Source organism: Tenacibaculum sp. M341 (assembly GCF_004337695.1).
In the GTDB taxonomy this organism is placed as follows: Bacteria; Bacteroidota; Bacteroidia; order Flavobacteriales; family Flavobacteriaceae; genus Polaribacter.
The window spans coordinates 89,902-113,008 of sequence record NZ_SJXJ01000007.1 but is presented as its reverse complement, the minus strand read 5'-3'; the positions used below and the strand labels follow the sequence as shown (position 1 = coordinate 113,008).

12 protein-coding genes and 1 riboswitch are annotated in these 23,107 nt (G+C 31.4%); of the genes, 9 read left to right on the top strand and 3 right to left on the bottom strand.

From position 1 onward, the window contains the following. The 3 genes from EYW44_RS09515 to EYW44_RS09505 all read right to left on the bottom strand — a co-directional run. Window positions 1-6,929 (bottom strand): GEVED domain-containing protein (locus tag EYW44_RS09515; protein ID WP_132723436.1); only part of this gene is annotated, 6,929 nt, incomplete at its 3' end. Between the two features lie 627 nt (window positions 6,930-7,556). Continuing rightward, the gene (locus EYW44_RS09510) at window positions 7,557-9,308 is read right to left on the bottom strand and encodes an OmpA family protein (protein WP_132723435.1); all 1,752 of its coding nucleotides are present in this window, start codon (window positions 9,306-9,308) and stop codon (window positions 7,557-7,559) included. Window positions 9,309-9,319: 11 nt separating this feature from the next. Further along, entirely contained in the window at window positions 9,320-10,249 is a 930-nt protein-coding gene (locus EYW44_RS09505) for a PorP/SprF family type IX secretion system membrane protein (protein WP_132723434.1), read from the bottom strand. A 430-nt stretch (window positions 10,250-10,679) separates the two neighbouring features. Between EYW44_RS09505 and EYW44_RS09500 the strand changes: the two genes are divergently transcribed. The 9 genes from EYW44_RS09500 (at window position 10,680) to EYW44_RS09460 (ending at window position 22,904) form a co-directional block, all read left to right on the top strand. After that, window positions 10,680-11,561, top strand: coding sequence for a helix-turn-helix transcriptional regulator (locus EYW44_RS09500; protein WP_132723433.1), 882 nt, complete (start codon window positions 10,680-10,682; stop codon window positions 11,559-11,561). A gap of 176 nt (window positions 11,562-11,737) precedes the next feature. Further along, a riboswitch (cobalamin riboswitch) is annotated at window positions 11,738-11,923 on the top strand. 91 nt (window positions 11,924-12,014) lie between these two features. Next, window positions 12,015-14,354 (top strand): TonB-dependent receptor, encoded by a 2,340-nt coding sequence (locus EYW44_RS09495; RefSeq protein WP_132723432.1) that lies wholly within the window; start codon window positions 12,015-12,017, stop codon window positions 14,352-14,354. Between the two features lie 42 nt (window positions 14,355-14,396). Beyond that, window positions 14,397-15,860 (top strand): PepSY domain-containing protein, encoded by a 1,464-nt coding sequence (locus EYW44_RS09490; protein ID WP_132723431.1) that lies wholly within the window; start codon window positions 14,397-14,399, stop codon window positions 15,858-15,860. A 152-nt stretch (window positions 15,861-16,012) separates the two neighbouring features. Then, a complete protein-coding gene (locus EYW44_RS09485; protein WP_132723430.1) occupies window positions 16,013-18,883 on the top strand; it encodes a TonB-dependent receptor in 2,871 nt (956 codons plus the stop codon). Then, window positions 18,867-19,907, top strand: coding sequence for a phytase (locus tag EYW44_RS09480; protein WP_132723429.1), 1,041 nt, complete (start codon window positions 18,867-18,869; stop codon window positions 19,905-19,907). The genes EYW44_RS09485 and EYW44_RS09480 overlap by 17 nt, the downstream gene beginning before the upstream one ends. 518 nt (window positions 19,908-20,425) lie before the next feature. Then, window positions 20,426-20,650, top strand: a complete 225-nt coding sequence (locus EYW44_RS09475; RefSeq protein ID WP_132723428.1) for a hypothetical protein — start codon at window positions 20,426-20,428, stop codon at window positions 20,648-20,650. 60 nt (window positions 20,651-20,710) lie between these two features. Continuing rightward, window positions 20,711-21,178, top strand: a complete 468-nt coding sequence (locus EYW44_RS09470; protein ID WP_132723427.1) for an SRPBCC family protein — start codon at window positions 20,711-20,713, stop codon at window positions 21,176-21,178. Next, on the top strand, window positions 21,171-22,475 hold the full coding sequence (locus tag EYW44_RS09465) for a cryptochrome/photolyase family protein (RefSeq protein ID WP_132723426.1): 1,305 nt from the start codon (window positions 21,171-21,173) through the stop codon (window positions 22,473-22,475). The genes EYW44_RS09470 and EYW44_RS09465 overlap by 8 nt, the downstream gene beginning before the upstream one ends. 66 nt (window positions 22,476-22,541) lie before the next feature. Beyond that, window positions 22,542-22,904, top strand: a complete 363-nt coding sequence (locus tag EYW44_RS09460) for a nuclear transport factor 2 family protein (RefSeq protein ID WP_132723425.1) — start codon at window positions 22,542-22,544, stop codon at window positions 22,902-22,904. Window positions 22,905-23,107: the final 203 nt, after the last annotated feature.

Here is a 23,107-nt window from a genome sequence, read left to right as displayed (position 1 = left end):
GTAGAAGTCGCTACTGGACTTGTAACATTGACACTTCCTGTTAAAACTGTACAGGTTGGATCTACATGCGTAGCACTAGGAGCTACAGGAACTGGTAACAATGGATCTATAACAATCGTAGTCGCTGCTGAAATACATCCGCTGGCATTGGTCTCTGTTAATTCATAAGTACCAGGTTGTAAACTTGAAAAAACGGTTCCTGTTTGAGCAGCAACCACTGGTGTAATTCCTGTTAAAGTATACGTAGAAGTCGCTACGGGAGTAGTTACATTCACACTTCCTGTTAAAACTGTACACGTCGGATCTACATGCGTAGCACTTGGAGCTACAGGGACTGGCAACAATGGATCTATAACAATCGTAGTTGCAGCAGAGACACATCCGCTGGCATTGATCTCCGTTAATTCATAAGTTCCTGGTTGTAAACTTGAAAAACTAGTACCCGTTTGAGCAGCTACCACTGGAGTAATTCCTGTTAAGGTATAAGTAGAAGTCGCTACTGGACTTGTAACATTCACACTTCCTGTGAAAACTGTACATGTTGGATCTACATGTGTAGCACTTGGAGCTACAGGAACTGGTAACAATGGATCTATAACAATAGTAGTTGCTGAAGAAACACAGCCGCTAGCATTGGTCTCCGTTAACTCATAAGTCCCTGGTTGTAAACTTGAAAAAACGGTTCCTGTTTGAGCAGCTACCACTGGAGTAATTCCTGTTAAGGTATAAGTAGAAGTCGCTACTGGACTTGTAACATTCACACTTCCTGTGAAAACTGTACATGTTGGATCTACATGTGTAGCACTTGGAGCTACAGGAACTGGTAACAATGGATCTATAACAATAGTAGTCGAAGCAGAAATACACCCACTTGCATTGGTCTCCGTTAACTCATAAGTCCCAGGTTGTAAACTTGAAAAACTAGTACCTGTTTGAGCAGCAACAACTGGTGTAATTCCTGTTAAGGTATACGTCGAAGTAACTACAGGACTCGTAACATTCACACTTCCTGTTAAAACTGTACACGTTGGATCTACATGCGTAGCACTTGGGGCTACAGGAACTGGTAATAATGGATCTATAACAATAGTAGTCGAAGCTGAAACACAGCCACTGGCATTGGTCTCCGTTAACTCATAAGTACCTGGTTGTAAACTTGAAAAACTAGTACCTGTTTGAGCAGCTACCACTGGAGTAATTCCTGTTAAGGTATACGTAGAAGTCGCTACTGGACTTGTAACATTGACACTTCCTGTTAAAACTGTACAGGTTGGATCTACATGCGTAGCACTTGGAGCAACAGGAACTGGTAACAATGGATCTATAACAATAGTAGTCGCAGTAGAAATACAGCCACTGGCATTGGTCTCCGTTAACTCATAAGTACCAGGTTGTAAACTTGAAAAATTAGTACCCGTTTGAGCAGCTACTACAGGAGTTATTCCTGTTAAGGTATATGTTGAAGTCGCTACAGGACTCGTAACATTCACACTTCCTGTGAAAACTGTACACGTCGGATCTACATGTGTAGCACTTGGAGCTACAGGAACTGGTAACAATGGATCTATAACAATCGTAGTCACTGCTGAAATACATCCACTGGCATTGGTCTCCGTTAACTCATAAGTACCAGGTTGTAAACTTGAAAAACTAGTACCCGTTTGAGCAGCTACCACTGGAGTAATTCCTGTTAAGGTATACGTAGAAGTCGCTACTGGACTTGTAACATTGATACTTCCTGTTAAAACTGTACAGGTTGGATCGGTATGTGTAGCACTTGGAGCTAGAGGAACTGGTAACAATGGATCTATAACAATCGTAGTTGCAGCTGAAATACATCCACTTGCATTGGTCTCTGTTAACTCATAAGTTCCTGGTTGTAAACTTGAAAAACTAGTACCCGTTTGAGCAGCTACCACTGGTGTAATTCCTGTTAAAGTATACGTAGAAGTCGCTACTGGACTTGTAACATTGATACTTCCTGTTAAAACTGTACACGTTGGATCTACATGTGTAGCACTTGGAGCTAAAGGGACTGGCAACAATGGATCTATAACAATCGTAGTCGCAGCAGAAATACATCCACTGGCATTGGTCTCTGTTAACTCATAAGTTCCTGGTTGTAAACTTGAAAAACTAGTACCCGTTTGAGCAGCTACTACTGGTGTAATTCCTGTTAAAGTATACGTAGAAGTCGCTACTGGACTCGTAACATTAACACTTCCTGTTAAAACTGTACAGGTTGGATCTACATGTGTAGCACTTGGAGCTACAGGAACTGGCAACAATGGATCTATAACAATCGTAGTCGCAGCTGAAATACAGCCGCTAGCATTGGTCTCCGTTAACTCATAAGTTCCTGGTTGTAAACTTGAAAAACTAGTACCCGTTTGAGCGGCTACCACTGGTGTAATTCCTGTTAAGGTATACGTGGAAGTCGCTACTGGACTTGTGACATTGATACTTCCTGTTAAAACTGTACAGGTTGGATCGGTATGTGTTGCTAATGGCGCAGCAGGTGTTATTGGTAATAAATTTACAACTATTGTTGCACTAGAACTAGAAGTACACCCTGAACCATCTGTATCGGTTACTGTAAAAGTATAACTTCCTGGATTTGCTGTTACTAATCCTGTTGAAGAAATATTGACCACACTTGGTGAAAATGTATAGGTATCACCTGAACTAAAGCTTGTGATTTGAAAACTACCTGTAGGTGTTGTACATGTCGGTTGCGTTACTGTTCCTACAGTTGGAACTACACCTGAACAATCTATTATCTCAACTTCATAATCTTCAACTTCTCCATCATTTGCAGGACCAAGAGCCCTATCATCGATTCCTCCAGAAGTTGTATCTGTTAATACATCAGATGTAATACGAAATCGCATATACGTTGTTCCTGAGGTAATATCCGCAGGAAAAGACCAAATTAATAAAGCTGAAGTTCCTCCTGAAGAAGCTACAGTACTTGTAAACTCTTCATTATCTTCAAAAGTTCCATTCCTATCAAAATCTATCCAAGCATAAATAGTAGCATCAACTCCTGTAGTATTTACATAGGGGATGTTTAAAGTATAACTACTTGAATTTATATCAATATTTGGAATTAAAGCTAAAGCATCTTCATCATTTATTCCATCGTTATCATCTCCAATAGCCAAACTATCAAATCCATCTGTCTCAGAATCTACAGTACTTCCTAATGATAAACTTGAGGTATTATTTACTTCATCGTAGTTGTTTATTAAATGTCTTGGTCCTCCAACCCCACTGGCAACTAATACTGTTCCGTATGAATCTGGTGCGTCTCCATAATCTAAATTAACACGAGCATTTTTACAGGCTAATCCGTCGTTAGTAGCCGTCGGGACACTTGTTGAAAATTCTACAATAGTTGGTGGAGAAACATTTAAATCCATTCTATAAACGATTCCTGTATTATTTTGAACACCATAAATGAATTCATCTGCATCCATAAACATAGCACCAAATATATCAGACACCGAACCAGTACCAACAGGGTAAGGAACAGCACCTAAAGTAGTGAGTGCCCCCGTAGTTAAATCTACAGAATACGCAACTTGATTAATTCCAACTAAAAATACGGTATCATCATTTACAACTATATCAGCAGTTTGAACACTGAGAGTAGGACTAATTGTAATGGTATTGGTAACCGTTAAATAGGTAGGTGAAGTTGGGTCTATATCTATTTCATGAATTTCTGAATCTACAACTGACTTTACATATAGTTTATTCTCGGAAACATCTCCTGCAACATATAGTTTTCCTGCTATAGGAATACCCATTATAGGTCCAACTAAATGATTGGTAAATTCAAAACCAGCGACAGTTTCTACCATTTCGGAAATGATAACTTTATCTTGACCTACTAAAGAATAACTAAGACCATCGTTTTCATTGTATCCATATGCATTAGAAGTTGAATATACTTCATTTGTGACTGTTTGCTGAACAGAAGCTCCTGTAAATAAATTAATTTCATAGAATTCACCAGCAGCTACTTGAAAAAGAGCTGTAGCACATAATGTTGGATTTGAATCACCAATGACAGTGCCCGTTGTACATTGCACATATTGTAAAATTTGTCCTCCAGAAAATGTATTATAACCATAAAAAGCTTCATCCATTTTACCTTCATAACCACCAAAAGGAGTTGTTACATCCATAGCTGCGTGTAAACCTCCATATACTCCTCCAAATCCACTATCGTCTAAATGTGCAGGGATTTGAGTTGAAGATACAGTTACCTCGCCTTCTAACTCGCCATCTAAATATGATAAACACCTACCGTTATTAAATGTAAAAGCAATATGATGCCACTCATCATCTGTAGGACATTCAAAATCAGCAACTAAAGCTGAGGTTACTCCGTTACGTATTCTTACCGTAATATTTCCAGTAGTTATTGCTCTAAAAATTGCTAATCCAGCACCATTACCTCCTTCTTCATACAACATTTGATTTGTTGTAGGTGCATTTGAATCTGGTTTTATCCAAAAACCAACAGATACGTTTCTAAAGGCTCTTCCAAAAGTTTCTGTAGTTGTACTATGTTGAAAGCCCATTTCTGTAGTTCCATCAAAAACTAAAGAACTTCCGCCTGCAATATTATCTGTATCGAAAGTAATTGATGAAGTAACATCAGGGTTATTTGTTCCATCTTCATCGTTAGTCGTATTATCAAATGAAAATACAGCCTCAGTATTATCAACTCTTATATAATCTATTAAACAAGTACTTATATTTCCTCCTCCATCTATTCTAACAGCATAATCTTCAACTTCACCATTGCTAGCAAAACCTAAAGCTCTATCATCTGTATTTCCAGAAGTTGTGTCTGTTAATGCATCTGATGTAATACGAAATCGCATGTATGTATTTCCTAAAGTAATATCACTAGGAAAAGTCCAATTTAAAACTGCAGAAGTAGCACCAGAACTTGCTGTGGTGCTTGTAAACTCTTCATTATCATCAAAAGTTCCGTTTCTATCAAAATCTATCCAAGCATAAATAATAGCATCACTTCCAGTGTTATTTACATAAGGGATAGTTATGGTATGTGAAGTTGCATTCCTATCAATATCCTGAATGGTAGTTAAGGCATCTTCATCAACAGTTTCATCATTATTATCTCCACTAGCCAAACTAACAAAACCATCGGTTTCTCTATCTATCGTAGCTCCTAAATTTAAGTCAGACGTATAATTTATTGCATCATAATTTGTAATTAAATGTCTTGGGCCACCATTTCCTGAATTTACCAATGTTATTCCATAGGAATCAGGAGCATCTCCAAAATCAAAATTGAAGATATTGCTTTTACAAAAAATACCATCATTAGGTCCCATGGTGATTGTATTGGAAAATTCTACAACTTTTGGGAAAGCCCCACTAACATCTAATCTGTAAATTATACCAGTAGTGTTGTTAATAGCATATACGAACCCTTCTCCATCCATAAACATTCCCGCCAATGGAGGCGCCACACCAGATACTCTTCTAAGGCTAGTTACATTACCTGTAGTTAAATCAATCGTATACGCATTTCCATCTTCCGCTACAGTATACAATATTCCATTAGAAACCACAAAATCTCCAATAGCTATATTATTACTTAAAAGAATTGTATTAGTAAGTGTTAAGTAGGTTGGAGAGGTATTATCTATATCTATTTCATATATAGCACGGAGCGAAGTGGTTTTAACATATAATTTATTATCATACACATCACCTGCTACATAATTAACACTAGGAGGGAGACCAACTACTGGACCCGCTTTGTGATTGGTAAATTCATAAGTTTTAGGCGCTGTTTCTTCTATCTCGGTGATTGTTATTTGGTCAGCAGTCAGAGAATATATCAAACCATCGTTCTCGTTGAAACCCGCTGCAAAAGTATTCGTAAATACTGTATTTGTAACTGTTTGTTGTATGGTTTCACCAGATGCTAAATCGATACTGTAATATTCACCACTATTTGTTTGAAAAGCTACATCTGGACATAAAATTGGATTTGAATCACCAATAGCACTTCCTTTTAAACATTGTATGTATTGTAAAATTTGCCCTCCTCTAATGGTATTATAACTATAAAAAGCTTCATCCATTTTACCTTGATAGCTTCCAAAATTAGTTGAAAAATCTGATGCTATATGTGAGCTTCCATATACATTACCAAAGCCACTAGCATTCAAATGAGCAGGCATTTGAGTAGTTGAAACAGTAACATCACCTCCTATTTCTCCATCTAAATAAGTAACACCTCTACCGTTATTAAATGTAAAAGCTACATGATGCCAATCATTATCCGCAGGATATGCAAAATCAGCAATTATAACTGATCTTACTCCATTTCTTATTCTTGTAACAATGTTTCCAGTTGTTACTTCTCTATAAATTATAAAACCAACATTAGCACCACCTTCTTCATATAAAACTTCATTTGTTGTTAGTATAGCTGCATCTGGTTTTATCCAAAAACCAACAGATACATTTCTAAATGTTCTACCAAAAGTATCTGCGGCTGAGCTAGGTTGAAAGCCCATTTCTGTAGCCCCGTCAAATACTAAAGAACTTCCTCCTGCAATATTATCCATATCAAAAATAATTGATGAGGTTATATCAGGATTATTTGTTCCGTCTTCATCGTTTGTTGTATTATCAAATGAAAATACAGCTTCTGTATTTACTGTTTCAATTGTACTTTCTATACATGTACTGACAGTAAATACTTTTTTATCATCAGTAGATTTAATAGCTACTTTATTTTTTTCTACGTCTGTACCTAATATAATTTCATTTTTAGGAAACAAACTATTTTTAGCAATTGAAGAAAAAGATAATAACCCCACACATATTGCTATAAAAAACACTTTTAAAATAACAGAAATCGTTTTACTCATAATTTTAACCTCTTTCTAAAAAAAACAGTCTAGTTTAACTTAAAATCATCTATGCACTTTCGATTTTTATTCTCAAAAAAACTGATACAAATCTCAAAAACAACTATAGCAACCTAACTTCCTAAAAGCAACTGTTTTCTTTTATTTTAAGCACAAAACTAAATACTGAAATAAAGAAATGATTAAAAAAAAGGTAGACAAAAGGTGAACAAGAATGAACATTTAGCAACAAAAACCCAGACTTTAGCATCTTAGAAAACAGAACAAAATGAAAAGTATTATTTTCTCTTTTTTACAGTAAAAAACACGACAAAAATCACTTTAATTAGTATACTTTTTTGTATCAATCACCAGTATTATTGATAATAAAAATTAAGACACAGTACTAGCAGATAAACATTAAAAAAAATGTTATTCTCTTATATAAAAATGACTTCATATTATTGATGCTGTTTATTCTTTTTAAAACTAAAAGACATGTTTCAGTTGATAATAACTATACTACCTATCTATCTATCAAAAAAGACCATTGTTTTCACAATGGTCTCATGGGTGTAGAAATTTTATCAAAATCCCCGGAATAAAACTCTACACTAAAAAAAGGGGGAATGTGACTGACTTACATTCTTACTTTTCTAATACTATAAACTCACTTCTTCTATTTAGTTGATGTTCTTCTTCTGTACAGACTACATAATCTTTACATTTATTTAATAACCTAGACTCTCCAAAACCTCTACTTGAAATTCTGCTTGAATTAATTCCATTCTTTATTAAATATGCTCGTGTACTCTTAGCCCTTCTCTTACTTAAAGCGGTATTATAATACCAAATTGCTCTACTATCTGTATGAGATCTTACTTGAATTTTAATTTTTGGATACTTTTTTAAAACAGTTACAATTTTATCTAACTCTAAAGCTGCATCTGGTCTGATAAAAGATTTATCTAAATCAAAATAAATTGGATTTAATTCTATTGTTTTTCCTAAATCATCACCTTTTTTTATCTCTGTAATTTCAGGAATTTTCAAAGTGTCTTTTTCTATTTTAGGTTCTTCTTTTTTCTTAATTTCTAAATAAGAAAAGCTATATATATCATCTTTCCCTTTTCCTTCACTTCTACTGGATGAAAAATACCCCTTCCCCATTTCATCATTAACAATGATAGCAAAATCATCAGCTCTACTATTTATTGGTTTCCCTATATTTTTTATTTCCCACTGTTCTTTTTTATCAAACTTGTTTATAGTAAAAACATCTAAACCTCCTAGACCTACGTGACCATCTGAAGAAAAATAGAAATTGTTATTAGCACTTATAAAAGGAAAGGTTTCTTTACCTTCTGTATTGATGAGTAATCCTAAATTTTGAGGGGTACCAAAAGTTCCGTCAGCATTTATTGTTACTTCATAAAGATCAGACTCACCTACTCCTCCAGGCATATCAGAAGAAAAGTACATTTTTTGTTCATCAACACTTAATGTAGGATGTGCAACAGAATATGAATCGCTATTAAAAGGTAAAGCCTCAGGAATTGACCATTCTCCGTTTTCATTCAATTTAGATCGATATACTTTTAGTCTATTTGTTTTAATTTTTCTTTTTTCAGAAAGTCTATCATTACTTCCTCCATCTTCATTATTTCTTGTAAAATAAACTGTTTTTTTATCTTTTGTAAAAACAAGTGTCGATTCATGAAGTTCACTATTAAAGTTCTCTTCCCATTTTTTAATCTCATACAATTCTCCAGTACTTGGATCTGGCTTTCCTATATAAAAATCTAAATACACCTCTTTATTCCACTCATGGACATTTTGATCTTCTGATTCTGCTTGTCTAGATGAACTAAAAATGACTTGATTATCATAAAATGCAGTTCCAAAATCTGTAAAAGAAGAATTCATAGCCAAATTAATTATCTTAAATTTCTCTATACTATCATTTGTTTTTTGCAAATAGTCTTGCTTTTTAAGAAATAGTTTTGCTCTTTTATCTTCTGGGTTTATTCTTGCAAACCTGTGCATATATAAATCTGCTTCTTTATAATTCCCTACAGTTTTTAATGTTTGTGCATACCTATAGAAATATTCTGTTTTAATTGTAGTTTCATAATTCTCCAATAACTTTTTATACCATTTAGATGCATTTTCAAACTGACTATTAAAATAATAACTATTACCTAGTTTTTTAAAAAGCTCTGAACTTTTAAATCCTGTTTCAACCACTTTTAAATAAGTATTCTGAGCATTAATATATTCGTACCTTTCATACTGATTATTCCCTTTATTCATCATTTTCTTTTGAGAAAAAATTGAAGTATGAAAACATATAAACACACCTAAAAAAAACAGCTTTTTAAATAAATTTTCTATGATCATTTTTACTTTTTTTAAAAAAAACGAGGTGTTAATCTTCTTATTCCTATTTTGGGTAATTCATATCGTAACATTGCCTCATAACTACCACTATTAAACTGAGTATTACCTAACTCAGTAGTTTCTCTATCATAAGCAAAACCTAAAGTTAAAGAATCAGTTATTTTTACTCCTACTAGAGCACTTACAGCAGCACTCCAGCGATACGCTAAGCCCATGGTTAACTTTTCATACAACATAAAATTCGCTGATACATCTATTTGTAAAGGAGTTCCAAAAACCAACTTAGTTAATAATGCAGGTTTAAATTTTACATTTTTATTAATATCAAAAACATAACCAGTAATGAAATAATAATTTATCCGTTCTTGCCCTAAAGTTTGACTCTCTTTTAAATGATTTATCTCTAATAAGTTTGGCACACTCATACCTAAATAAAACTTATCTGTATTGTAATAAACACCTATTCCAACATTAGGACTAAACTTATTATTGATACTACTACTAAAACTAGTATCATTTACATCAAACAAGTTTAACTTTTCAAAATCTACACTCAACAAATGAGCTACACCTTTCAACCCTAAACTTAATTCTCCTTCTTCCGAAACAGGAATTTTATATGAAAAATCTATATTAAAATATGTTTCAGAAGTTGGTCCTATTTGTTCATTAATAATCGATACACCTAAACCGAATTGCTCTAACCAACCAATAGGCGTATCTATAGCTAATGTTTGAGTTGTAGGTGCCCCTTCTAATCCCTGCCATTGATTTCTGTATAAAGCTGTAACATTTAATGTTCCTTTATTTCCTGCATATGCCGGATTTACACTTATTGTATTATACATATATTGAGTATATTGAGCATCTTGCTGCGCTTCACAAAGACTTATCGCCATCAGAAATATTAATAGTAAATATGTTTTTATTGTCATTCTCATTCTTATACACAATCTAATTTTTCAATTTCTTAAAGTATTCCTCTTTCATTTTACTGTTACTATAATGAAGAGTAAGCTTTAAATTAAAAACATAAACATGTATGCAATGATAAAGAGAACAGGGTTTTTGACCTTGAAAAACAGGTGCACAAAAAGGCACAGATAGGTAATCATTAAGTTACAAGTGCTTAGTTATACAATTACAAACTTATTTTTATTAAGGTAAAAACACTTGCTTTTGACCAACAACATAAACAACTAAACAACAAGTAATTAACAATTAAATGATCACTATATAAATAAATAAAGGCTCTTTTGTGACCATAAATTAAAACCTGTCCCCCCTTTGTCCACTGGGTTTTCTACTGTTTTTTAGATTATTTCTTTTTATTGGTCAGACCAAACAAAATTTATAAAAACCAAATTTCAGATGAAAATAATCCTAACACTAAAAAGAGTTACATCTTTAATTGAAAAGAGAAAAAAAATTTTAATAATACTCATCATTAGTTTTTACCAACAATTGTATTGTCAAAACAAACTTCTATTTAAATTAGATTCAAAAACTAATGTCAATTTAATTGAAAATACTCCCTTAAAAGAGAAAATCTTAACACTGAATAAAAATGTAGGATACTTCTTCTTTAGAGTTCAAAGCCAATTTTTACATGGTAACAAGAACAAACTATCCAATATTAACTTTAAAAACAAATTGATTATCATTGGATTTTTTTTATTCTTTTTAACCAGTTCTTATTTCATAATTTATTATTACAAAAGTGTCTTTTCTGAAAGATTAAGAGAACTAGATATTCACAGAGAAGGTTTACTAAAAAAAGAAGAAAAGTTAGAACAAAAAATAGATTTTAGAAACAAACAACTCATTTCTTACGCATTCAATTTCCAGCAAAAAAATGAAATTATTAATAAAGTTTTTTCGCTAGCTAGAGGACTTGAAAAAACTTCTTCTTCTACAGAAGAGCAACAACTCATTAAAGAGCTTATTAATATTGGTAAAGAAAACCTACATATAGATAAAGAATGGGAACATTTTAAATTCTTTTTTGAAGAAACACTATCTGGTCTACATAGCAAATTAGTTTCTAAACACCCAGATTTAAACGCTAACGACTTAAAAATATGTTCTTTAATTCGTTTAAACTTAAGCATTAAAGAAGCTGCTAATATTCTTAATATTTCTCCAGGAAGCTTAAAAACTGCAAGATATCGTTTACGCAAAAAACTTAAACTTAAATCTGGTCAAAAGATTATTGATTATGTTATAAAAATTGAACGAGAAGAACTTTGCTAGAAACAATTTTATAAACACCAAAACTACTGCATATATATTTAATTTTACTTTCATATACTACAACTTACTTAAACCGTTCATTTTGTTTCAAATGAACGGTTCTTTTTTTAACTCTGCAACAAACAACCATCTTTAAACAACATTATCTTAACCTATGTTACATAAAAAAGACTACATTTGCCGCTGATTTTTTTGGTTTTTTATGAGAATAAAGATTAAAAGGGAATTTGGTGCAAATCCAAAACTGTTCCCGCAACTGTAAAGTTCATAACAAACAAAATATCTATATGCCACTGTCTAATAAATGGGAAGGCGATATTTTGGAACTAAGTCAGGAGACCTGCCATAAATCATTAACATAATTAATAACTCTCGGGTAAAGAGTTAGAAAATAAAAACTACATTACTGTAGTATTTTCTACAAATTACCTGCACAAAACTTTTTTTCTTAAAATGAAAAGATTAGTATTATGCAGTGTGTTTTTGTTATGGTCTATTTTTGCCATAGCACAATCAAACACTACAATTAAAGGAATCGTTAAAGACGCTAAAACAGGCAAAGCTATTCCTGACGTTTCAATTATCATTAACAATTTAACAAAAGGAACCACCACAGACATTGATGGTAATTATACCATTACAATTCCTGAAAACCATAAAACACTCAGGTTTTCTAAAATTGGATACAAAACACTTCAACAAAAAATAAATACCTCTACAGTAAAATCACCTTTGATTATCTTGTTACAAAAACAAGACATTGCTTTAGAAGAAGTAAATATTGATGCCAATCAAAGAACATTTAAAAAAGAAATATTAAGTGTTGGAAAGCTACCTATAAAAGATATAGATGCACCGATTACAACAAACAGTATTGATAATAAAATTTTACAGCTTCGTAATGTAAGTGATTTAGGAGATGCTGTTAAAAGTGCTACTGGTGTAAGACCTATTAACAGATACGGAGGTTTTCAAACCTTTAGAATTCGTGGATTTAATAATTTTGTATTACTTGTTGACGGAGTAAGAGATGAAAGACATAATATTTCTACTAGTGCACCAACAACTAACTTAGCCAATGTTGAAAGAATTGAAGTTTTAAAAGGACCGGCTAGTGTTTTATATGGGCATTCTGCTTTGGGAGGAATCATCAATATTGTTAGAAAAAAGCCAACTAATGTTTCTCAAGGTAACTTCAATGTTTCTTATGGTAGCTTTGATACTTACAATATGTCTGCAGGATTTGGCGGAGCTATTTCTGAAAAATTAAGATACAGAGCTGATTTTGGTATGACAAGAACCAATGGATGGAGAGATTATGGAGTAGCTACTAATAATGGTTCTTTTACTTTTGAATACACACCAACTAGTAAAGACACATTTGAATTTTATGTTCAAGCAAACAACGACAAGTACGATACAGATACAGGAATTCCTGTTGATGATGACGGATCTCTAGTTTCTGGAATGGATCCTGAAACAAGATATAACGATCCTCAAGATTATCTAAAACACAAACGTTTTGATTTTCAATTAAAATATACTCATGAGTTTAACAGTAATTTCAAACTAACAAATCTTCTTTCTTATTCTGATGATGATATTGATTATTTATCTACTGAATTTTTAGAATTTAACAGTACAAAAGATGAATTAACGAGAGCATTTCCTTTCTATTTTAACCATCAAACTAAAACACTTCAAAATCAATTAGACTTTAGCTACACAACTACTACTGGAAGCATTAAACATAAATTACTTTTAGGTAATTCTTTCAGCTATTTAGATCGTAAAACTTTTAGAGGTAGCGTTATCGGACCTGGAACTTTTACAACTATTTCTGTTCAAAATCCTATTTTAAATCAAGGGCACATAGAACCTGTAGATGAAAGAGTGGATGTTACAGACGAATCTGTTAGCGGATTTTACTTACAAGATTGGTTAGAGTTTTCTGATAAATTAAAAGCTTTAATTGGATTAAGATATGATATTTTTGAAGGTACTTACTATAGAGATACTGTAGACAATAACAGAAATATAATAACAAACGGAGACAGAACAAATATTCCTTCTGATGCTTTTACATACAGAGCTGGTTTAGTATACCAACCTATTAAAAATACTCTTAGTTTTTTTGGATCTTACTCTAACTACTTTAAACCTTCTAGAAGAATTGCGCCAGATGGAACAATTTTCGATCCTGAAGAAGGGTATCAAGTTGAAGGTGGTGTAAAATTTCAAAAGAAAAATTTATTTACAGCAACTCTTTCTACTTATTATATGTTAAAAAATAACATTGTAGAAAGAACAAGTGTAGATGATTTTAGACAAATTGGTGAAGCAGATTCTAAAGGTTTTGAGATAGATATTGAGTCTCAACCATTAAAAGGATTGTATGCTAAAGCTGGATACGCATATGTAGATGCAAAAGTTAGATCATATGATGAAACATTACAAACCATTACTCCTGGAAACCAACTCCGTTTTGCTCCTAAAAACAGCGCTAACTTCTGGATAAACTACGATTTTCAAACACCAAAACTAAAAGGAATTGGTATTGGACTTGGTGGTAATTATGTTGATAGCAATTACACAAACTCTAGCAATACTTTTGAATTACCTGCTTACACAACTTTAGATGGTACAATTTACTATCAAGCAAAAAAAGTAAGAATAGGATTCAACCTTAACAATATTTCAGATGAACTGTATTTTACAGATGCAATTTATGACCGTCAGTTTTTTGTTGGTCAGGGAAGAAACTACAAAGTAAATATTAGCTATAACTTCTAAAACTTAAAGCACTATCTTAAACAGGTAGTGCTTCTTTTTTTTATGATAAAAAAAATAATTTCTTTGCATCACTGGCTAGGCACTTTTTTTAGTGTTTTATTTCTTATTTGGTTTTTATCAGGATTTGTTATGATGTACCATACATTTCCTTTTTTGAGTAAAAATCAACAAAGAGCAATGCTTCCTCAGCAACAAATAGACAGCATTTTAAGTCCTAACTCTGTTTTTAAAAACAACAATAGAGACACTATTCATAATTTATCTTTAAATTTTCAATTACAAAGACCTGTTTTTCATTTAACAACTTCATCAGGAAAAATCATTTCTAAATATGGTGACAATGGAGAAATGGTAGATATTACTGATTCAACAGCACTTTCAATAGCTCAAGAAAATTTAAAAATCAATTCAGATGCAACACTCACAAAACTTACAGAATTAGACCAATGGATTCCTAGAACACGTTTTCTAAAACACATGCCTATTTACAAGGTCTCTTTCAACAATTCAAACAAAACATATACTTATATTTCTTCTGTTACAGGTGAAGTTTTAGCTACCAATACTGTTTCAGAAAGGTTTTGGTCGTGGTTAGGTGCTATTCCTCATTGGATTTACTTTAAAGATATTAGAATTCACAACACACTTTGGTTTCAATTAATTGTTTGGCTATCTAGCCTTGGTTTTTTAATGGTTGTTACCGGTATGGTAACAGGAATTGTTAGGTACAAGAAAAAACCAAATGCTAAATTCAAACGTTTTAAAAATAAATGGTATAACTATCATTATTATTTTGGTCTGTTCTTCGGAACTTTTGTTTGCACTTGGATTTTTAGTGGATGGATGAGTATGACTCCCTTTAGCTGGACTCCTAGCACTAGTTTAACTAAATCAGAATTACATGAATGGCAAAAAGGAGATTTTTTACTATCTGACATCTCTCCTAAAATCTGGAATAACTTTTTAGCTAAAACCAATCATCAAAAAATTCAAGAAGCTAATTTCACCTTATTTGACAATGATGTTTTTTCAATTACACATTTGAACACCTCATCTCAATTGCATAATTTAAACCAACTTGGTGAGATACCTGATACTGAAAAATACAGCGTAAGCATTCAATCTTTCAATACAAATAATAAAGTTACCAATACTAGTTTATTAAATGAATACGATAATTACTATTACAGTAGGCATAACACAAAAGAATTACCTATTATAAGAGTTAATACTACTAATAAAATCAGCTACTATATCAATCCTAAAACCACCAAGGTAGTTTATAAATGCGCTACTAAAAACAGAATTCAACGTTGGATTTATCATGGTTTACATAGTTTAGATTTTTCATTTCTTGCTTGGAATAGACCTTTATGGGATATTGTTCTTTTCTTTTTATTAATTGGTGGTACCATCGTTAGTTTTACTGGAACTGTTTTAGGCTATCGATTTCTTAAAAGAAAATGGAACAAGAAAAAACACAAAAAGAAGAAGTCCACTCTTTAAAAATTCCAATATTAATTCATCAGTTTAAATTAAAGTAAAAATATAGTTAAAACACATCTTCGGTTTTCATTTTAAAAACCTTAATTTATTTTTCAAGAAACATTTTAGATAAAACGATTAAATAGTTTTAGCCAAACTTAAAAAACATAAAAATGGGGCGGTTAAACTATTTAAAACTCTTACTATTTTCAGTTATTTTTCTTTGTAGCTACAATCAAATAACTGCACAAACCGGAAACATAAAAGGTATTATTACAGATGAAAACGGAATTTATGTACCAGGCGCTAGTGTTCTTATTCAAAATTTAAAAAAAGGAAGTATTTCTGATTTCGATGGAAACTTTACTATTGTGAATGTTCCTATTGGCGAACAACAACTAAAAGTTACTTTTTTAGGCTATGACAGCATTGAAAAAACAGTAACGGTAATTGAAAATCAAACTTCTGTTGTAAAATTAGTAATGAAACCTAATTCTACAATATTAAATGAAGTTACCATTTCAACAGCTATTGGAGGCGAAGCTAAAGCTATTAACAAACAAAAATCTAACATTAATATTACAAACGTAATATCTACCGACCAAATTGGTAAGTTTCCAGACGCCAATATTGGAGATGCCATAAAAAGAGTTCCAGGTATTACCATGCAAGTAGATCAAGGTGAAGCTCGAAATGTAATTGTTCGAGGATTATCTCCTCAATTAAATTCTGTTACTTTAAATGGTAGCAGAATTCCTTCAGCAGAAGGAGACAATAGAAATATTCAGATGGATTTAATTCCGTCTGATATGATACAAACAATTGAAGTTAACAAAGCAGTTACACCTGACATGGATGGAGATGCTTTAGGAGGCTCTATAAATTTAATTACTAGAACAGCTCCTCAAAACTTTAGATTGTCTGCCACCGCAGGAGCTGGTATCAACTTTATTACTGATAAGAGAATTTTAAATGGTTCTTTTTTAGTAGGAGACAGAACTGAAAATAAAAAATTTGGATGGATGGTTTCTGCCTCAATAAATGATACTGATTTTGCTTCTCACAACATTGAAGCTGAATGGGACAATGAATTTGAATACAATACAGGAGTTGAAGATGCTGATGGTGAAGATATTTTAGAAGAAGTAGATGTAAATCCGTACACCAAAGAATTTCAGCAAAGAACCTATTTTGTTCAACGAATTAGAAGAAGTATTGCTGCTAATTTTGATTTTCAGTTAGATGATAACAATAGCTTATATTTTAAATCAATGTACAACTGGCGTGACGACAGAGAAAATCGTTTTAGATTAAAACAGGAGATTTTAGATGGCGATGATATTCAAGCTAGCGATTTTGTAGTATCTACAGAAAACAACTTAACAAGATTTCCTGTAGAAGTATCTCGTGAATCTAAAGGAGGAATTAATAACAACAGAAATAAAAATCGTCGTTTAGAAGATCAAAGAATGCAAAACTATACTATTGGTGGTGATCATTTATTTGGAAATTTAAAAACTGACTGGATTTTTTCATATGCAGAAGCTTCAGAAGAACGTTTAAATGAGCGTTATGCTAGTTTTGAAAGTGAGTATACTATTAAAAACAATAACTCAAATCCTAGAATTCCTATTTATACTCCTTTAAACATTGACGAAGCTAATGACTCAAGTAATTTTGAATACAAAGAAATTACTGAAGAAAACAAATTCACTAATGAAACAGACTTTAACCTCTTTGTTAATTTTAAACTACCTCTGCAACTATTTAATAGTAAAGACGGTTCTTTAAAATTTGGAGCTAGAACTCGTTTAAAAAAGAAGAAAAGAAATAACAACTTTTTTGAATATGATTTAGAAGGCATCTATCCAACTTTAAGTTTGGTTCCTACAAAAGACTACACCAATCCTGATTTTTTAGTGGGTGAAGAATACCAAGCCGGTAATTATGCTGATGAGAGGTGGTTGGGTAACTTAAATTTAAACAGTAATGATGCAGATCCTGTATATGACGAATTCTTAGGAGAAAACTTTTTAACCAAAGAAAACGTGTACGCTGGTTATATTATGACTGAGCAAAAGCTTTCTGATAAATTTACAATACTTGCTGGTGTTAGAGTAGAACATACTAAAACAACTGCTACAGGAAACATTATTAATTTTGATGATGATGGAGATTTTCAAAACTTCTCTCCTACTACCGATGAAGGGTCTTATACAAATATTTTACCCAATCTACATTTAAAATACAACTTTACACCAAACAGCGTTATTCGATTTGCTTATACAAACACTATTGCAAGACCTAATTATGTTGAATTGGTTCCTTTCAGAAACATTGTAAGAGAAGATGATGAAATTCAACTAGGAAATCCAAATTTAGAGCCAGCTAAATCTATGAACTTCGATTTAACTGCTGAACATTATTTTAAAGATATTGGTTTAATTTCTGTTGGTGCTTTTTACAAAGATATTAGAGATTTTTCTTTTGTTTCTTTCTTTGAAGCTACTGATGATACTTTAGGTGAAGACACTAATGGTTTTACAGTTCTAAAACCAGAAAATGGTGATAACGCTACTGTTTTAGGTACTGAAATTGCTATCCAAAAAAAATTAAACTTCTTACCTAGTTTTACTAAAAACTTTAGTGTATACGCAAACTATACTTTCTTAACTTCTGAAGCTAATGGAATTAATGACAGAAGTGATGATTTAGAATTACCTAATACTGCTCCAAATATGTTTAATGGTTCATTAGGATACGATGATGGGAAATTAACAGCTCGTATTTCAGCGAATTTTTCTGATGCTTATGTTGATGAGTTTGGAAAAAATGAGTTTGAAGATCGTTATTATGATAAACAGTTTTTCTTAGATTTTAATGTGGGCTATGCAATTACCAAAAATCTTCGTTTTTATGCCGACATAACAAATTTAACCAATCAACCACTACGTTTTTATCAAGGAATAGAAGAAAGAACTATGCAAGTAGAATTTTATGGTAGACGTTTAACTTTAGGTTTAAAATATGACTTATTTAAATAAACAACTTTCAAATATCTTTTTAACAAGCATCATTTTTTTAACAAGCTCTTGTAAAAAAGACAATACCCCAAAATTAACTCCTGATGTCATTACGGAACAAACTGCGAATGATTCAGATGATCCTGCTATTTGGATAAACTCTAAAAATCCAGAAAAGAGTATCATTTTCGGCACCGATAAAAACACCAAAGGTGCCATATATGCTTTTGATTTAGATGGAAAAATTATTCAAGAAAAATCTATTTACAATGTAAAAAGACCTAACAATGTTGATATTTCATACAACTTTCAATTGAATGATAGCACCTCTCTAGATTTATTAGCTTTTACAGAAAGAGAGCTACAACAAGTTCGTTTATTTTCTATTCCAAATATGAAAGCTATTGATAATGGTGGATTTAAAGTTTTTGAAGATGAAGAAAATATACAATTCAAATTACCTATGGGAATTGCTTTTTATCAATCTTCAAAAAACAATAAAACATATTTAATTGTTGGGAGAAAAGAAGGTCCTTTAAATAATTACTTGTACCAATACGAAATAATTTTCGATGAAAAATTTTCTTTAAAGCTGGTACGTAAGTTTGGTCAATTTTCAGGTAAAAAAGAGATTGAAGCCATAGCGGTTGACAATGAATTAGGATTTATATATTATTCAGATGAACAACATTGTATTCGTAAATATCATGCTGAACCAAATAAAGGAAATAAAGAAATCTCTTGTTTTGGTGGTAAGCAATTCAAATCAGATATAGAAGGTATTGCTATTGCTAAAACGAATTCAAAAGCAGGATATTTAATTGTATCTGACCAGCAAAGAGGTACTTTTAACTTTTTTGACAGACAACAAAACAATTTCCTTGGAGCTTTAAATTTATCTACAACTCAAACTGATGGATGCGAAGTAACTACTTCTTCTTTAGGAAATCAATTTCCGAATGGTTTATTTGTCGCAATGAATGATGATAGAAACTTCTTTTTATATGATTTAAAAAAAATTACCAACACTTTAAAAAAGAAATAATCAATCTAACTGCATATTAGAAAAACTGAATTCTTAAGAGAATTCAGTTTTTTTTATCTCTTATATTTACTAAAACGATTCAATTCAAAAATAATTAAATCGTTTTTATTTAATCATCTCACTTTTTCTTAAAGCATTAAAAGAAAGCTTCTATTGGTTTTACTACAATAAAAAACCAAAAGATCTTTAACATCAGTGAATATAAATACCTTGTAAAAATTAAAAACACCTTAATCTAACGTTTTGTTAATTATAATTTAAAACTAAAATTAAATATTGAGTTTCTTTTTGTTTTTTGTTTAAGTTTTAATTAGTTTTGGTAAACAAAAGTTCTTTTACAAGAAATTTTAACTATTTATTGTGTTTTAAGATTAATTTATTTATATATTTATTAAAATATATATATACATTTGGCACGAAATTGGTTTTAAATGTTTAAAAGTACATTTTAAACAACACAAAATGCCAAACCAGTAATTTTTAGAGTTTGGAAGTAACCCAGTAATTATTGAATAGTTATGACATTAGTAGAAAAAGCGTTAGAATTCGAAAATCGAAAATTCAAATTCGTGACTACAAGTGACAGAATTTTAGCTTCTAGAGAAGCTAAGGCGTTGATCTTAGAGATTAACGAGGAGTATAAGAAGACCAAAGACACAGAGCTTATGGACTTAATGAAAAGACTCACTGTAGTTAAACAACGAATTGAAAAGAGATTAAAAGGTAAACCTCTAACCGCATAAGTTTAAACTAATAAAGCTGCTAAATTAAAATTTAGCAGCTTTTTTTTAATTCCAATTTTAATGAAAGTATATAGGCTTCAAAAAAAACAAAAACTACCTATTTCTGTTGATCAAGCATGGGCTTTTTTATCAGATCCAAAAAATTTAAAAACAATTACACCTGATTATATGGGCTTTCATATTTTATCTGGTGCAGAAAAAGAAATGTTTGCAGGGCAAATTATACAATACATAGTAACTCCTGTTTTAGGAATTAAAACAAAATGGGTTACAGAAATAACTCATGTTGTTGATAAAAAATATTTTGTTGATGAACAACGTTTTGGTCCATATGCTCTATGGCATCATAAGCACTTCATAAATCCTATTAAAGGTGGTGTAGAAATGGAAGATATTATAGATTATAAATTACCTTTAGGACTTTTAGGTCAATTAGGACACCCTATTTTAGTAAAACCTAAACTTGAAGAAATCTTCTCATATCGTCAAAAAAAATTAATCGAACTTTTTGGGGAATTTAATGGATAAAGTAACCTTATTTTGGTTTCGTAGAGACCTTCGTTTAGATGATAATCACGGACTATTTAAAGCTTTAGAAGCCAGTTCTAATGTAGTTCCTATTTTTATTTTTGATAAAAACATTTTAGATAAATTACCTAGAAATGATGCTAGAGTTCATTTTATTCATCAACAAATAACTCAAATCAATGAACAATTAAAAAAACACAATAGTTCTATTCTTACTTTTTTTAGCACTCCTTCAGAAGTTTTTGAAAAATTATCTGACGAAATGGAGATTGAAGCTGTTTATTGCAATCGAGATTACGAACCGTATGGTATCAATAGAGATTTAGAAATATCTAACTTTTTAAACACTAAAAATATTAGTTTTCATTCTTTCAAAGATCATGTTATTTTTGAAGAAAATGAAATTATAAAAGCTGATGGTACTCCGTATAAAGTATACACACCGTATTCAAAAAAATGGCTTTCTACACTAACCAAAGAATCTTATACAGAATACCCTTCACTTGAAAAACTAAACAATTGTTTCTCTAGCAAGCAAACTCAGATTCTTACTATAGATGAAATAGGGTTTACCGAGTCTGATATAAAAATTCCAACTTATAACATCAAACCAGATTTGATAGATGAATATGAAGCTAAGAGAAATTTTCCAGGTATAGATGCAACGTCTAAATTAGGAATTCACTTAAGATTTGGAAGTATATCGACTAGAAAAGCCGTCATAGAAGCTAAAAAAAGTAAAAATATTACTTTCTTAAAAGAATTGATTTGGAGAGAGTTTTTCATGCAAATACTTTGGCATTATCCGCACACTGTTCAAAAATCATTCAAACCAAAATACGAAGGAATAGCATGGAGAAATAATGAAGATGATTTTAAACGTTGGTGTGAAGGAAAAACAGGTTACCCTTTAGTTGACGCTGGTATGAGAGAACTTAACAAAACTGGTTTTATGCATAATAGAGTTAGAATGCTTGTGGGTAGCTTTTTATGTAAACACTTATTAATTGACTGGAGATGGGGTGAAGCTTATTTTGCAGAAAAACTTTTAGATTTTGAATTAGCTAGCAATGTTGGTAATTGGCAATGGGTTGCTGGTTGTGGTGTTGATGCTGCTCCTTATTTTAGAATCTTTAATCCAACAACTCAAATACAAAAATTTGATAAACAACTTACCTACATAAAAAAATGGGTTCCAGAATTTCAAGAACTTACTTACGAAAGAGAAATAGTTGATCATAAATTCGCCAGAGAACGTTGCTTAGACACATACAAAAAAGCCTTAACAACTATTTAATAAACAAACACTTAATTTTCAACTTAAATTATTTATTTTAGATAACTAACAATAAATCAGTTTAAAATGAATACTCAAGAAGTTGCCAACAAATGGTTACAAATGTGTCGTGAAGGCAAAAATTTAGAATGTATAAACGAACTTTATCATGAAAGTATCGTAAGTAAAGAAATGCCAGGTGTACCACATGGCGAAGTAGTATCTGGAAAAGAAAATGTATACGAAAAAAGTAAACAATGGTTAGATAATGTAGTAGAGTTTCACAAAAGCGAAATTTCTGAACCTGTTATTGCCGAAAATCATTTCACTACTAAAATGTCTTTTGACATTACTTTTAAAGATAGAGGAAGACAACAAATGGACGAAATTTGTGTATATGAAGTAAAAGACGGTAAAATCACAAATGAACAATTTTTTTATACCATGTAAAAACTCAAAAGCATCTTGAAAAGATTTTTTAAGATGCTTTTTTTATAAAGAAAGTTCAGCTAGAAAAAAAAATTCAACTTCTCGTTATAATTTTACATACAAAAAAGCTTTTAAGTTATTTTCATAACAATCTCTTAACACAATAATACAGTTTCATATTTTTTACGTACTTTTAAAACACAAGAAACTGTATTACAATTAGT

Excerpts from the sequence above, each read along its gene's own strand:
- EYW44_RS09500 (WP_132723433.1), top strand. The coding sequence starts at position 10,680 with ATGAAAATAATCCTAACACTAAAAAGAGTTACATCTTTAATTGAAAAG.
- EYW44_RS09485 (WP_132723430.1), top strand. The coding sequence starts at position 16,013 with ATGGGGCGGTTAAACTATTTAAAACTCTTACTATTTTCAGTTATTTTT.
- EYW44_RS09470 (WP_132723427.1), top strand. The coding sequence starts at position 20,711 with ATGAAAGTATATAGGCTTCAAAAAAAACAAAAACTACCTATTTCTGTT.
- EYW44_RS09480 (WP_132723429.1), top strand. The coding sequence starts at position 18,867 with ATGACTTATTTAAATAAACAACTTTCAAATATCTTTTTAACAAGCATC.
- EYW44_RS09460 (WP_132723425.1), top strand. The coding sequence starts at position 22,542 with ATGAATACTCAAGAAGTTGCCAACAAATGGTTACAAATGTGTCGTGAA.
- EYW44_RS09505 (WP_132723434.1), bottom strand. The coding sequence starts at position 10,249 with ATGAGAATGACAATAAAAACATATTTACTATTAATATTTCTGATGGCG.
- EYW44_RS09495 (WP_132723432.1), top strand. The coding sequence starts at position 12,015 with ATGAAAAGATTAGTATTATGCAGTGTGTTTTTGTTATGGTCTATTTTT.
- EYW44_RS09490 (WP_132723431.1), top strand. The coding sequence starts at position 14,397 with ATGATAAAAAAAATAATTTCTTTGCATCACTGGCTAGGCACTTTTTTT.
- EYW44_RS09510 (WP_132723435.1), bottom strand. The coding sequence starts at position 9,308 with ATGATCATAGAAAATTTATTTAAAAAGCTGTTTTTTTTAGGTGTGTTT.
- EYW44_RS09475 (WP_132723428.1), top strand. The coding sequence starts at position 20,426 with ATGACATTAGTAGAAAAAGCGTTAGAATTCGAAAATCGAAAATTCAAA.
- EYW44_RS09465 (WP_132723426.1), top strand. The coding sequence starts at position 21,171 with ATGGATAAAGTAACCTTATTTTGGTTTCGTAGAGACCTTCGTTTAGAT.